The organism is uncultured Negativibacillus sp., from assembly GCF_944388365.1.
Taxonomy (GTDB): Bacteria; Bacillota; Clostridia; order Oscillospirales; family Ruminococcaceae; genus Negativibacillus.
This window is the reverse complement of the sequence record NZ_CALXIN010000020.1, coordinates 18,360-33,079: the sequence shown is the minus strand read 5'-3', so window position 1 is coordinate 33,079 and position 14,720 is coordinate 18,360. Positions and strand designations below refer to the sequence as shown.

11 protein-coding genes are annotated in these 14,720 nt (G+C 52.4%); 2 read left to right on the top strand and 9 right to left on the bottom strand.

The window, feature by feature from the left end:
• Positions 1 to 105: 105 nt before the first annotated feature.
• Positions 106 to 771, bottom strand: coding sequence for a trimeric intracellular cation channel family protein (locus Q0L39_RS04820; RefSeq protein WP_296627197.1), 666 nt, complete (start codon positions 769 to 771; stop codon positions 106 to 108).
• A gap of 320 nt (positions 772 to 1,091) precedes the next feature.
• On the opposite strand from Q0L39_RS04820, the gene Q0L39_RS04815 reads away from it, so the two are divergent.
• Together Q0L39_RS04815 and Q0L39_RS04810 are read left to right on the top strand one after the other, a co-directional pair.
• Positions 1,092 to 2,921: an ABC-F family ATP-binding cassette domain-containing protein gene (locus Q0L39_RS04815; protein ID WP_296627196.1), complete on the top strand. Its 1,830-nt coding sequence runs from the start codon at positions 1,092 to 1,094 to the stop codon at positions 2,919 to 2,921.
• Positions 2,922 to 3,085: 164 nt separating this feature from the next.
• Positions 3,086 to 3,790 carry a hypothetical protein gene (locus Q0L39_RS04810; protein ID WP_296627195.1) on the top strand — a complete coding sequence of 235 codons (705 nt, stop codon included), beginning with the start codon at positions 3,086 to 3,088 and terminating at the stop codon, positions 3,788 to 3,790.
• A 64-nt stretch (positions 3,791 to 3,854) separates the two neighbouring features.
• On the opposite strand, the gene ftsZ is transcribed toward Q0L39_RS04810, so the two are convergent.
• The 8 genes from ftsZ to Q0L39_RS04770 form a co-directional block, all read right to left on the bottom strand.
• Complete coding sequence (gene ftsZ / locus Q0L39_RS04805; protein ID WP_296627198.1) at positions 3,855 to 4,961, bottom strand: cell division protein FtsZ; 1,107 nt, start codon at positions 4,959 to 4,961, stop codon at positions 3,855 to 3,857.
• Between the two features lie 246 nt (positions 4,962 to 5,207).
• Complete coding sequence (locus Q0L39_RS04800) at positions 5,208 to 6,509, bottom strand: FtsQ-type POTRA domain-containing protein (RefSeq protein WP_296627194.1); 1,302 nt, start codon at positions 6,507 to 6,509, stop codon at positions 5,208 to 5,210.
• Between the two features lie 94 nt (positions 6,510 to 6,603).
• The gene (murA, locus tag Q0L39_RS04795) at positions 6,604 to 7,875 is read right to left on the bottom strand and encodes a UDP-N-acetylglucosamine 1-carboxyvinyltransferase (RefSeq protein WP_296627193.1); all 1,272 of its coding nucleotides are present in this window, start codon (positions 7,873 to 7,875) and stop codon (positions 6,604 to 6,606) included.
• A gap of 160 nt (positions 7,876 to 8,035) precedes the next feature.
• Positions 8,036 to 9,178, bottom strand: a complete 1,143-nt coding sequence (murG, locus tag Q0L39_RS04790; protein ID WP_296627192.1) for an undecaprenyldiphospho-muramoylpentapeptide beta-N-acetylglucosaminyltransferase — start codon at positions 9,176 to 9,178, stop codon at positions 8,036 to 8,038.
• 41 nt (positions 9,179 to 9,219) lie between these two features.
• The gene (ftsW, locus tag Q0L39_RS04785; RefSeq protein WP_296627191.1) at positions 9,220 to 10,419 is read right to left on the bottom strand and encodes a putative lipid II flippase FtsW; all 1,200 of its coding nucleotides are present in this window, start codon (positions 10,417 to 10,419) and stop codon (positions 9,220 to 9,222) included.
• A gap of 259 nt (positions 10,420 to 10,678) precedes the next feature.
• Complete coding sequence (gene mraY, locus Q0L39_RS04780; protein ID WP_296627190.1) at positions 10,679 to 11,677, bottom strand: phospho-N-acetylmuramoyl-pentapeptide-transferase; 999 nt, start codon at positions 11,675 to 11,677, stop codon at positions 10,679 to 10,681.
• Between the two features lie 34 nt (positions 11,678 to 11,711).
• The gene (murF, locus tag Q0L39_RS04775; protein ID WP_296627189.1) at positions 11,712 to 13,136 is read right to left on the bottom strand and encodes a UDP-N-acetylmuramoyl-tripeptide--D-alanyl-D-alanine ligase; all 1,425 of its coding nucleotides are present in this window, start codon (positions 13,134 to 13,136) and stop codon (positions 11,712 to 11,714) included.
• Between the two features lie 134 nt (positions 13,137 to 13,270).
• Positions 13,271 to 14,719: a UDP-N-acetylmuramoyl-L-alanyl-D-glutamate--2,6-diaminopimelate ligase gene (locus tag Q0L39_RS04770; protein WP_296627188.1), complete on the bottom strand. Its 1,449-nt coding sequence runs from the start codon at positions 14,717 to 14,719 to the stop codon at positions 13,271 to 13,273.
• Position 14,720: the final 1 nt, after the last annotated feature.

Genomic DNA, 14,720 nt, shown 5'->3' with positions numbered 1-14,720 from the left:
CACAGACAACAAGCCCTTTCGGTTGCTTAAACAATTTTTACTTTCAAATATTGTCTAACTTTTGGGGGTCACTTCAAGATACAGGCTCTTTTTGCATCTCTGCGCCTATATATTTGTACTTTTGCCCGCTTCCACCGAATTTGGCAGATTCCAATGAAAACGGATCGAAGTCAATCTCAAAATAACGATCAAGGATGCACACAGCAGCATACACAGGGTCTTTGGCAGAAACGCCTGCAGGTAATAATAAATCCATGCACCAGGAATTGCCGCCACAGCATAGATTTCCCGACGCAGCACCAATGGTGTACGCCGTACCATGATGTCGCGCAGCATTCCTCCGCCAACTCCGGTCATAACACCGACAAACACTGCCAGAAAGGTGTTATGATAGCCGCTGTCCAGAGCCGAATTGACTCCGATGATGGTGAAGATTCCCAGTCCCAGTGCATCAAAGAAGTTGATCAGCCCCATAAAGCTGACAAACTTTCCGTTCTCCACAAAGTTTCCATAGCGATGCAGCAAGAACAGCATCAGCGACGAGGTGACAATAGCGACAAAAACATAGACCGGATTGGTAAACATGCTCGGCGGTGTCTTGCCCAGAATCAGATCCCGCAGCATTCCTCCGCCCACTGCCGTTGTCATGGACAGCACTGGAATTCCAAAATAGTCCAACCCACGTTCAATGCCGACCAGTCCTCCGGAGATCGAAAACACAACCGTTCCGATCATTTCCAACGCAAATACAACCACATCTAAAACTGACATCTTGTTCACACTCCAAACAAATCGAAAATTATTGTATCTGAATGATAACTTTTTGTCATACAATCTGTACGCAATCAACAAATATTGATCGAATTTAAGATAGCGCAGACAACAGCAAATGTCAAGCACTTTAGCTGAACAAAGTATATTTTCATCACATCCCCTAAAAACAGTCCCGCTGCACCTAACCCTTCTGTCCAGATTTTCCATGCTGAATCTTATGCAGAACAGTTCTGCTGCAAGTTGATTTGACGATGGCTGTGCATCCATAGTATAATGGACATCAAACCGGATTGATACAGAAACGGAGGCTTTTCGTCTTGATATTACTCAACGCAGAAAATTTGTCCAAAGGTTACAGCGACCGACAGCTGCTGGACGGCTGTTCGCTGGCCATCAATGAGGGAGACAAGGTCGGTTTGATCGGCGTCAACGGCACCGGCAAGTCCACCCTCTTAAAGATTATTGCCGGCCTGGACTTTCCAGACAGCGGCACCGTCACCCGCGCCAATGGCGTACAGGTGGCCTATCTGCCGCAGAATCCCGTCTTTGAACCTCAGGCAACCATTCTCGAGCAGGTGATGAAGGGAGTTGCCATCGATGAGGAACAGGCAGATGAAGCCCGCATCCGTCAGCAAGCGGACGAATATCAGTGCAAAACTATCCTGACCAAGTTGGGATTTTCCGATTACGACCAGAAGATCGAGCTGCTCTCCGGCGGACAGAAACGCCGCGTCGCGCTGGCCTGTGCATTGGCAGCTGAAGCGCAGGTGCTCATCCTCGACGAGCCGACCAACCACATCGACAGTGAGATGGTGGACTGGCTGGAAGGCTTCCTGATGCGCTTTCGCGGCGCTGTGCTGATGGTCACCCACGACCGCTACTTTCTGGAACGGGTGGTCAACCGCATCGTCGAGCTTGATCGCGGCAAATTGTACAGCTACCCTGCCAACTACTCGCAGTATCTGGAGCTGAAAGCCCAGCGTGAGGAGATGCTGCTTGCCACCGAGCGCAAGCGCCAGAGCCTCTATCGCAAGGAGCTGGCCTGGATTCAGCGCGGAGCAAGAGCGCGCAGCACCAAACAGCAGTTCCGCGTCAACCGCTTTGAGGAGCTAAAACAACCTGGCTACGTTCCCGACAACAGCAAGCTGGAGGTATCTGCTCTCTCCTCTCGACTGGGCAAGAAAATCATCGAGGTTGAGCACATCTCCAAATCGTTTGACGGCAAACAGCTCATCAAGGACTTCAGCTACAATCTGCTCCGCGGCGACCGCGTGGGCATCATCGGACCCAACGGCTACGGAAAATCCACCCTGGTCCGCATGATCTGCGGACAGCTTGCTCCCGATGAAGGTCAGGTCATCCACGGCGACACGGTGCGCATCGGCTATTTCTCGCAGGAATCGTTCATCGGCTCCGAATGCGACCCTTCCACCAAGGCCATCGACTACATCCGCAGCATCTCGCAGGAAATCGACACTCCCGAGGGTATGCTGACCGCTTCTCAAATGATGGAAAAATTCCTGTTTTCCAGCGACCTGCAGCACACCGAAATCGGACGCCTGTCCGGCGGTGAACGCCGTCGTCTGTATCTGCTGCGGGTTCTGATGGAAGCGCCCAATGTTCTGGTACTCGACGAGCCGACCAACGACCTGGACATCGAAACGCTGTCCGTGCTGGAGGATTATCTGGAGGAGTTTCCTGGCGTCGTCATCGCCGTCAGCCACGACCGCTATTTCCTGGACAAGCTGATGAACCACGTCTTTGTGCTGGCTGGTGACGGTGTTGTCACCCACTACACCGGCGGCTACACCGACTACCGCGCCGACGTTGCCGAACAGGAAAAGCTTAAAAAAGCGGAGCAGAAAGCTGCTCCAAAAGAGAACCGCGACGGACGTAACCAGCATGAAAAGCTCAAGTTCTCCTTCAAGGAGCAGCGGGAATATGAGCAGATCGACGCTGTCATTGCGGAATTGGAGGAGAAGATTGCCCAGACCGAACAGCAAATCGCCGACAGTGCCAGCGACTACACCGCTTTGCAGGAGCTGACCACACAGAAAGAACAACTGGAAGCAGAACTTGCTGAAAAGATGGATCGCTGGGTTTACTTAAACGACCTTGCCGAGCGCATTGAAGCGCAAAAGAAATAATAATGTATTCCTTTCTGAAGATTTTATGATGTAAAAAAGGCTTTTCGAGACAGATTTTCTCGGAAAGCCTTTTTTGTATGTAAATTGTGGACGATTGTTCTTTACCAGTTGACAAAATATTCCTTTTATATTACAATTATCAAAAATACTAAAAGGAGCGCATTATGAAAAAACATCACCGTACCATCCGAATTGTCTATTTTACCGTCGTGATTCTGGGAAGTTTTCTGGTGGGAGCCCTGATTTCCGCCTTCGATCTTGAGGGAACCATCCGGCAGGTTGTATACTGGGGTTGGCTTACTTTGATCGGTATTTGTCCGCTGTTCGTTAATCTCTTGTGGCAGCGAAAACTCTCTCGAAAAATCAATGAGCTGACTCCAACATTATATCGTGATCCCGACCTTTACATCCAGCAGATTCACAACCTTTTGGACGATATGCGTTCCAAACCTCTGCGCCAGCTTTTGATCATCAACCATGCGGCGGCACTGTGCTGCAAAAAGGATTATCCAGCTGCTCTTTCGATGCTTGAGCAAATTCCATCCAACAAGGTCATTTCGATCTACCGTCCTGTTTACTGGGCCGACCTTGCACTAACCTATTTCTATCTTGACGAAGACGAAAAGGCTTCTCAGATCATGCAGGCCCAGCAGACAACCTTTGCCAAATGGAAGGATTCCCAACATCTGGGCGGCACTCTGGCAGTGCTTTTTATCTTTGACCTGCTCTCAAAAAAGGAATATGAACAGGCTCAGGAGGCGCTGGACACCCTTCGTCCTCGTTGGGAAGACGAGCACAACGCAGAAGATTTCCAACTGCTGCAAAAGCGCTGTGATGCTCAGAAAAAGGACAGCGAATCCTCCCTCTAAATCATCCCATAAAGCACAAAAAAGGTACAACCAATCGGTTGTACCTTTTCTTTTTAAGCGTTTATTATCTTCTCTGACCAAAGATGGACATAATGTCAAATGGCATATCGTCCTCGTCCTGCTTGGTATCATCTTCTCTTTCTTCCTTCTTTGGAGCATCGGTGGAGGAAGCTGCTTTGAAGCGGTAGTCAGGAATGTCAAAGTTTTTATCCAGCTCAAAGCCGGTTGCGATGACAGTGACCACCATCTCATCGTCGAGGGTATCATCGAAGGCAACACCGAAGATGAGGTTGACGTCAGGATGTGCACAGGCACGGATCATATCGGCAGCCAGGTTGACCTCGTCCAGACCGATGTCGGATGGAGCAGTAATATTGAGGATGACGCGCTCTGCACCGTCGATCGAGGACTCGAGCAGTGGAGAGGAGATCGCAGCCTTGGCAGCGATTTCTGCTTTGTCCTTGCCGCTGGCACGTCCAACGCCCATGTGAGCAGAACCTGCGCCGCGCATGATCTGGCAGACGTCCTCAAAGTCAAGGTTAATCAAACCTGGAGTATAGATCAGGTCGGAGATGCTCTGTACGCCGTGTTTGAGGACGTTATCCGCCTCGGCAAAGGCATTGAGCAGCGTGATCTTGGTCTCCGATACAAGGCGCAGACGCTCGTTCTGGATAACAACCAGTGCATCGACATTCTCTTTGAGGGTAGCGATGCCGCGTTCTGCCTGTTCCATTCTCTTTTTGCCTTCAAATTCAAACGGTTTGGTGACGATACCAACCGTCAGAATGTTCATCTCTTTTGCGATCTGTGCAACAACCGGAGCTGCACCAGTGCCGGTACCGCCGCCCATGCCGGCTGCAATAAAGATCATCTGACAACCTTTGATGGCTGCTGCAATCTCGTCGCGGCTTTCTTCAGCAGCTTTCTGGCCTCTTTCCGGCACGCCGCCTGCGCCGCGTCCTCTGGTCAGACGGTCGCCAATGACGATCTTCTGACTTGCCTTGGAGTTCTTCAGCGCCTGTGCATCGGTGTTGATGGAGATAAATTCCACACCTGGCATTCCGCCTTCGATCATGCGGTTGACAGCGTTTCCGCCGCCGCCGCCAACACCGATGACTTTTATTGTCACCTCTACGCCATCATACTCGTTGTCGAGCTCAAAATTTGCCATCATTTTCTTCGTTCCTCCTAAACTTTATCTCCAGCATACAAATTGCAAACAATTATCCAGAATAATCTGATACCATACCGGCAGAATCTATGTTGAAACAGAAATTCATAAAAAGTCAAAAGTATACATCTATACCTTATCAGATTTTTGTAAATTTTTCAAGAGATTCTGTGACAAAAAAGACAAAATTTGAATAATCGTTTTCCTCCTCAAAGGCTTCTTTCACAAAAATTGCCCGTTTTTACCTCAGTTTACAATGGGCGCACGGCCTGCATCATTGTATACATCGCTGTTGCTGGTTGTTGACTGTCCGGTTTCGCTGTTTTCCTGATCTTCGCCAGTTGTTCCTTCTGTCGATGATCCTGCCGACTGCGTTCCGGTCGTGTTTTCTGTCGCTTGCTGGGTGTCGCTGCCTGCCTCCTCTGCGGTGTTGGTGACCACCTGACCACCTGCCGTATTGGTGACAGTTTCTCCTCCGCCAGTGTTGAAGGTAGTTTCGGTGTCGGTACTGGTCTGTTCTGCACCTTCACCGCCAGTATCCTCTGCTCCACTGGGGTTTGTTGCCTCTTCTTCACCGGCGGCGGCTTCTTCCTCTGGGGCAGAATCGGCATCTGTTTGTTCTTCTCCACTGGTCTGTGGCGTCAGTGGCTGGGATTCCTGTCCGCCGGCAACATTGTCGGTGGCAGGAGTTGCTGCTGCACCAAAGTCCAGATAAGCCTCTTCATTTTTTACTTTGTCGATACTCATCGACATCGTATGCAGTGCGGGCGGATTGCTGAAGTCGAGTACACCCTCCTCGGGAACGGACTCGAACTTTTCATCGCCGCTCGATTTTCCATCGAGCACTCCGCGGATAAACTTGCACTTGTATTCCATATCGGTATCGCTGCCCAGTTCCAGCAGCAGCCTGTCCTCAATCATCACCTTGATGTCGCGCAGGTCGATGACATCGTAATATGTAATATCATCAAACTGATAGGCCGCCAGCTGCTGGCTGACAATCTGAAGCGAAAGGATCTCCTTTTGCAGACCGCCTCCGCTGCTGACACTTTCGTTTAGATAAGAACCGGTGTCATAACTCTGGTTTTTCAGCCCGACGATTCGCGGCATTCCTTCCGGCAAGGTAAGCACTCCTTCCTGAAGCACCTTGCCTGTGTCGGAGATGATTGCAAATCCGTCGGCGGTATATACTGCGCCCAGCACGGTTTCCTCGACGATCTCCACCTTCAAGGTGGTAGGAAACTGGCGAGAGATGTTGACCGTTTTCAGATAGGGCATCTTGCCAAGCAGACGTTTTTCTGCATTGGAGATGTTGATCTGAAACAGGCTGTCCCCTTTTTGGGCGCCGATCTCATCGACAATCTGACTTTCACTGTACATGGTACAACCGCTGATCTTAATCTTGTCCAGTTTAAAGAAAACGGTGTAACACATGATAAAGGCAATCGCCAGACAAAAAAGCAAAAGCAGGACGTAATGCAGCAGATATTTCCGCATCCGACGAATGATTCGTTTTTTGGGCGAGCCACGGGACTGCGCTGCCGGCATAAGACATCCCTCCTTTGTTTCTGGTCTGACTGTATAGATCTATCCTTTTCGGACAGGCCACAGGACCTGCCCGTTGTTTTCTTCATTTACGCTGTTATTTTCTGACGATGGCCGCGCCCAGCGTGCGCAGCGTCTGATCCAGTTTTTCATATCCTCTGAGGATGTGGTGGATCTGTTCAATCTCTGTCCTTCCCTGCGCTCCCAGTGCTGCCACTACAAGAGCTGCACCGCCGCGCAGATCGGTACACTGCACCTTTGTGCCGTGCAGCTGCTGTGGACCTCGAACCACCGCCACACGACCCTCCGCATGAATATCCGCGCCCATTCGGCACAGCTGCCACGCCTGCTTAAAACGATCCTGAAAGATGTTTTCCACAAAGATGGTCGAGCCCTGTGCGTAGCAAGCCACCGCCATCACCGGCGCCAGTGCATCGGTCGGAAATCCTGGATAAGGCATGGTGGAGATGGTATTGGCTGCCCGAAGCGGCGCTTTGCACCGCAGATGGATGTCATTCCCATCGGTATGTAGCTGGGCTCCCATCTCCTCCAGCACCGGAAGCACCGCTCCCAGATGCTGCGGCTGCGCTCCACGCACCGTCACTTCTCCGGTGGCAGTCATGCAGCAGCACAGATAGGTGACGGTCACAATGCGGTCAGGGATGACCCGATAGCGGCATCCATGCAGCTTTGGCACTCCACAGATGGCGATGGTGCCGTCGGAGCACAGCCGGATGCGCGCGCCGCAGGCATTGAGAAAGCCCGCCAGATCGACGATCTCCGGCTCGCGCGCCGCGTTGCAGATCACCGTCTCTCCTTCGGCCAGCGTCGCCGCAATCATAATGTTTTCTGTCGCTCCCACACTGGGAAACGGCAGGGTGATCTTTGCGCCGTGCAGTTTATGAGGCACCGAGCAGACCAGCTCATTTCCTTCTTCCAGAATCTGTACACCCAGCTTTTTGAGCGACGACAGATGCAGGTCGATCGGACGCGGCCCCAGCTCACAGCCGCCAGGATAGGACAGTTTTGCCCGTCCGCACCGTGCGACGATGGCTCCCAGAAAGACAATCGAGGAGCGCATCTGCTGCATCAGCGCATCGGGAATATCCCAGACCGCCGCTGGCGCCGGTATCACCGAAAGCACTTTCTGTCCATTGCTGTCCTCGTCCCACGCCGTCCGGCATCCCAGATGCCGCAGGATATTTTCTGCGGCGCGGATGTCGGACAGATCGGGACAATTTTCAATCTCACAGCCATCGCACAACAGCGAAGCCGCCAGGATAGGCAATGCCGCATTTTTTGCGCCATGCACCCACACCTGACCCTCCAGCCGATGCTGGCCGTCTACGATGTAGCGATCCGTATCCATTTTCACGCACCCTTTCTGCATAGCCGCCGCTCTCTGCGGCGTTTTGTCTTACTACGTCATACTATGCTTTCGGGGAGCATTTGGTCCCTTTTCCTGAAAGGGAGTTATTTTTCACTCTTTTTTCTTAACAAAAGTCTTTTTTCCAACGCTGCAATAAGATTCAGCGTCCTTCCCGCATCAGGCGCATCAGCTCCTGATAAATGCGCTCGTTGGCGTCGATCATCGCCAACTTCTGTGCGTTCTGACCCAAGGTGCGCAGGCGCTGTGGGTTTTCGCTGAGTTCCTGCACCGTCTGACACAGCTTTTCGCCGGTCAGATTCTTTTCCTCAATCAAAACGGCTGCGTCATTTTTGACCAGCACCATGCCATTGTGGTACTGATGATTCTCCGCTACATTGGGAGATGGAATCAGAATGGATGCCCGTCCTGCCGCCTCCAGCTCGGATAGGGTGGATGCTCCCGCACGGCAGATGACCAGATCGGCTGCCGCCAGACAGTCGTCCATGTCGTTGATGTACTCACGGATATCGACGTGCGGATTCTGCTCAAACACGGCGCCGTGCTCCCGCAGCATCTGAGGAAAATCCTCCACCCCATACTTGCCGGTAGCATGAATGTGGTGAATTTTTCCTGCCAGAGGGCTGTCCGGTTTGGTGTGATAAGCCATCAGCTCTGCGATGGCCTGGTTGAGCCGGTGCGCGCCCTGGCTGCCGCCAAAGGATACAATGCACACTCGCTGACCCACACCCAGCTTTTGACGTGCGCGCTCACGGTCGGCATAGACGATCGACTCACGCACCGGATTTCCCACAATCACCTCTTTGCACTTGGGGTCCAGATATTTTTTTGCCTCCGGTACCGCCAACAAAATCTCATCGACATAGCGCGAGAGCAGCTTGGTCGTCACGCCCGGGAAGGCATTGGATTCGTGGGAGGCAGTTTTAATCCCCATCTGTGCTGCCTTTCTCAGAATCGGACCGCTGACATAGCCGCCGGTACCGACCACCAGATCCGGTCCGAAGCTTTCAATCAGCTTTTTGGACCGAGCCGAAGCGGTGGTCAGATAAAACAGCGACGAAATATTATATTTGATATTAAACCAAGTGAGCCTTCTCTGAAAGCCCTTGATGGTGATTGGGGCAAAGTCAAATCCCGCCTGAGGCACCAGTTTTGCTTCCATTCCCTTGGGATTGCCTGCAAACAAAATCTGTGCATCCGGCTGTTTGGCCTTCAGGGTGGACGCGATGGCAATCGCTGGATTGATATGCCCTCCCGTACCTCCGCAGGCAAACAATACTTTCATGTTCTACCGTTCCTTTCAAAAAGCACTGACCCTTCTACCGGTCACTCTTTTTCATAGATTCCTTGTCGTGATACCGACAACAATAGTCCCATCTCACCCATAATCATACATAGCGAGGTGCCTCCGTAGGAGAACAGCGGCAAGCTGATACCGGTGTTAGGGATGGTGTTGGTAACTACCATGATATTGAGCATCGCCTGCATTCCGATCTGGGTGATGATGCCCACTGCAAACAACGCGCCGAAGCGATCCTTTGCATGCAGGGCGATGGTATATCCGCGCCAGATGAGCAGTGCAAACAAAATAATAATGATACATGCACCGACAAAACCCAGCTCTTCGCAGATAATGGCAAAGATAAAGTCGTTTTGTACCTCCGGCAGATAAAGCTGCTTCTGTCTGGATTCGCCCAGTCCAACACCGAGCAGTCCGCCGGAGCCAATCGCCATCAGCGACTGTTTGGTCTGATAAGCACCGGCGTCATTGCTGGAAAACGGGTCCAGCCAGTAGGTCAGACGCACCAATACGTGCGCAAAACGGTCGGAGAAGAATCCCCACATGGTAAATACCATCGCCGCAATTCCTGCGACGCCAACCGTACCAACGCCCAACAGGTGCATAATGTTCGCACCGCCGACAAACAGCATGACAACGGTGATGCCCACCATCAGAACGGTCGCCGACAGATGCGGCTGCAAAACAACGATGACTGCCATGATGCCAAACAGCACCAGATACCGCAGCGTTCCGTCCCACAGGTGCTTCATCTTTTTCTGATCCTTGCTCATCAGATGGGCAAACAATAGAATCAATGCAAACTTACCGATTTCCGAAGGCTGGAAGTTCAGCGGGCCGATATAAACGGTTCGTCTTGCTCCGTTGTACGCATCAAAAGCGTAAGGAAGTATACACAAGGCCAGCGAAGCAAAATAAAGCGGCCAGGCAAATCGGCGCAGCCACTGGTAATTGACAAAGGAGGCTGCAACCATGCCGACGACGCCGATGACCGACCAAAGCATCTGACGTCCGATATAGTAAAAACTGTTGTCCTGATAGTAATAGGCACGGGCATAGCTTGCTGAAAACAGCATGACCAGTCCAAAGCCCAACAGCGCCAGCGCCAGCAGCAGAAACGGGACATCAAAATCTCCCCAGACATACAGCGGCGTCACCTTTGGCTGAAGGCTTCCTCTGCTGTCTGCATAAGCTTTGGAACGGCTGACCCTCTTTTTGACCGTCATTCGTCGGGCGCCGCTGTCCACCTTGGGCCGAGTATATCGTTTTTGTCCTCTGACAGTGCTTTTCCCCGGATAGGAAATCACATTTTGCTGATTTCTTCGGGTATTTCCTGACGTTGTACGTCCTTTGCTCAAAGCGGGAGGATCTTGTCTTTTCTTCACCGTTTCGCCGCCTTTCTCAAAATGGAATCTCTTGCTGCCTGAGCAGCGCTAAAAGTTTTCCCCAGCTGATGGGTGTTATGCTTTCTCAAACAATTTTGGGCTAGAGAGCTGCCAGCACCGCCAGCACACAGCCAACCGCTGTCACTGCCGAAAATACTGCTACGATCTTTACCTCGCTCCAGCCACACATCTCAAAATGATGATGGATCGGCGCCATCTTAAACACTCTTTTTCCGGTGAGCTTGACGCTTCCGATCTGGATGATATCCGACATGGTCTCCACCACATAGACGATACCCACAAAGACGAGGATCACCGGCATCTGCAGGCCAAACGCCAGTGCCACTACCATGCCGCCCAGGTACATCGAACCGGTATCTCCCATGAATACCTTTGCCGGATGGAAGTTCCACACCAGAAAGCCCAGGCAGCCGCCGGCAAGCGATGCTGCCATCAGGTTCATCTGCGAATAGCTCAGGATAGCAGAGATGACCATAAAGCCCATCGCTGCAACCATGGTAACCGAAGCTGCCAAGCCATCGACGCCATCGGTCAGGTTGACCGCATTGACCGCGCCGATAATGATAAACAGCATCAGCGGGAAATACAAAAGACCGATGTCAAACGAGCCTGCAAAGGGAATCCAAAGCTGGGTTGTCGGTGCAAAAAAATACTGTGCTGCCAGATAAGCAACCGCTACCAGCAGCTGTGCTGCCGACTTCTGCCAGGCTTTTAAGCCGAGGTTGCGTTTTTTGACTACCTTGATATAGTCATCCAGAAAACCGATGACACCAAAGCCCAGTGCCATTGCAAATCCGCCTACCAGATAAAACAGCCCGCTCTGAGCAGCATCCGCCAGTCCCTGCTGGGAAAAATAAAGTGTACACCAACCGGCCAGACAGGACAGCACGCTGCCGATGATGAACATGATGCCGCCCATCGTCGGAGTACCCTGTTTGCTCTTGTGCCAGGCCGGACCGATGTCCAGAATGGTCTGACCGTAGCGCAGACGATGCAGAAAAGGAATCAGCCACAGGCCGATGACCGACGAAATCAGAAATGACGACACCAGCGTCACCAGTAAAGCGATAAAGTTCATTTTTCTATGTCAATCCTTTCTTTTGTCCACAATCTTAAAACCGCTCATACAGGCGGGAGAGCACCTCTTCCAGCTTCATGCCGCGGCTGGCTTTAAACCACAGGATGTCCCCTGTATGCACCAGCGACAGCAGACTCTGGGTCATCTCTTCCTTGTCGGTAAAATAGCGGATATCCTTGCCGCACTGTCCGTTGCAGGCTTCGCGTGCTCCCTGGCAGGCTGCCTGTGACTGTGGGCCATAACAATAGATGACATCAATATCCTCTTTGGCGGCACAGTGGCCTGCCTCATAATGTGCCTGCTGGGAATAGTCGCCCAGCTCCAGCATATCACCCATGACCAGAATCTTGCGGCTGGGTCCATTTGGACGTTTCATCGAGCCGAAAGCACGGATTGCCGCCTTCATCGAATCAGGGCCGGCATTGTAGCAGTCCTCGACCACACGGATGCCGTGGCGTTCCACCACCTTCTGGCGCATACCGGACGGTTTATAGTGGGTCAGCGCCTCGATGATTTTTTCCGGCTCGACATCAAACTCGCGTCCGACAGCAAAGGCTGCCAGCGCATTGAGCACATTGTGACGTCCGAAGGTCGGGATGCAGGCAGGATATTCCCTTCCATCACAGACGATGGTAAAGCGGGTCTGATTGCCCTCCTCCACCACATCGCGGCCAAAAACATCGCAGTCCTCGCTCTCCATGCCATAGTAGATGATGCGCATCTGTGGACACTGTACCGAAGCCAACAGGTCATCGTCGTGATTGAGAATCAGCGGAGAACCGTCCTTCATTCCCTCGATAATTTCCATCTTTGCTTTTAAAATGCCCTCTCGGCTGCCGAGATATTCGATATGTGCAACACCAATATTGGTGATGACTGCTGCATCAGGGCGCGCGGTGCGCGTCAGATCGGAGATTTCTCCAAAGCTGTTCATACCCATCTCGATGACTGCCGCCTGGATGGTGTCGTCCAGTTCCAGCAGCGTCTTGGGCAGACCTACGCGGTTATTGAAGTTGCCCTGGGTCTTTAATGTTTCATATTTTGCCGCCAGAACCTGCGCAATCATTTCCTTGGTGGTCGTCTTGCCGACGCTGCCGGTGACGCCTACCATCCGAAACTGAAAACGGTCGCGGTAATGAGCTGCCAGCGCAAGAAAGCCCTGTTCGGTGTTTTCGCAGGTAATCATGCGGGCAGGGTCTATCTCGGAGCAGAACTCCTCCCGTCCCTTCTGATCGACCAGTGCATAGGAAGCCTTATTGCGCAGCGCCGAGCCGACATACTGATGTCCGTCGAAGTTTTCTCCGCGCAGTGCGACAAACAGACATCCCTCTTTATCTCCATCCTCCGGCTGAGGACGGGAGTCTGTGGAAATTGATGTAATTTTTATCTTATTTGTTGCCATCTGCGGATCATTGCATCCTACCGCTTTGGCAATTTCGCCGAGTGTCATTGGTATCATAACACAAAACCCTCCATTTTTGATCGAACCGTGGAATGCTGACCGACGCTCTTATCGGTTCGGTCAGAAACATTCCCTGCAGACAATCATTATACCACATTGTATAAGAAATGAAATCCTATTTTGTATAGAAATTACCTTTTATCTGCACATCTTTGGCTAAAAATCTGCATAACAATCTCTTTTTCGTCAAAACAGATGGTGCGATCTTCCAAAACCTGGTAATCTTCGTGCCCTTTTCCTGCCAGCAGCACAATATCTCCGGCTCGGCTGTTCCCGATTGCCCAGGAGATTGCATCCCTGCGGTCGGCAATCACGCGCGCACGCCGTCCTGCTCCGGAAAGTCCTGGCATAGCATCCGCAAAAATCTGCTCCAGCGGCTCTTCCCTTGGATTATCCGCTGTCATCACCAGCAGGTCGGCACGTTCACACACTGCCTTTGCCATCAGCGGACGTTTCTGGCGGTCCCGCCGTCCTGGGCAGCCAAACACCACGATGAGTCTCCCTTCGCAAAATCCGCGCACCGTATCCAATACCTTTTGCAGGCTGTCGGGCGTATGCGCATAATCGCGCAGTACGGTGATGCCGTCCTGACTGATACACACCTCGGTGCGCCCGGGTACTCCCTGGCAGGAGCAGACAGCGTTCACCGATTCTTCCAATTTAAATCCACATTGCAGCAATGCCGCTACCGCTGCCAGCAGGTTCTCGACCGAAAACTGTCCTGGCATCCGCAGACAGGCATGGCAGTTCTGCTGCCCATAAACCAGTGTCATTTCACACCGGTCAGCATACAAACGAACACCCTGCGCAGAAAGCTGCTGTCCCTCGCCGAAGCTCAGCAGCGGAAGTTTCCCTTCCAGCTGCCGGTATAACCTCTGCCCATGAACATCCACACCGTTGAGCGCTGCTGTGTCACACATCGAAAACAGCCGTGCTTTCGCCTGAAAATAGCTTTCCAGGTCGGGATGGTAATCCAAATGTTCGGGACTGAGGTTGGTAAACACGCCGCAGGCAAAGCGGCATCCTTCCAGACGTCGCTGTTCCAGCGCATGAGACGAAGCCTCCATCACCACTTCGGTGCAGCCGTTTTGCAGCATGCGTGAAAACAATCCATGCAGCTCCCAGGGATCAGGAGTGGTATAGCGGGCAGGCAGCACCTGTCCGGCACCCAGCTTGTTGCAGATGGTTCCAATCAATCCGGCTTTATGTCCCAGCTGTTCCAGCGCATGCTGCACCAGCCAAGCCGTGGTCGTCTTGCCGTTGGTACCGGTGATGGCGATCAGGCGCATCCGGTTTGCCGGATGTCCAAAGAAGGCGGCGCACAGCCGGCTATACGCTTCACGGGTATCGGCAAAGAGCAGCTGATTTGGGATGCCGCAGTCGGTCTGTGCCACCACCAACGCCGCTCCGCGCTCCAGCGCCTGTGCAACATGGTTGTGTCCATCACCGCGGCTGCCGCGGACACAGACAAACACGCTTCCACGCTGCACCTGTCGGGAATCGCAGGTCACCGAAGTGACCTGTGTTTCCGGCAGTCGATTGTCGGGCAATATCTCGCTAAAAAGCTGTCGCAGGTTCATA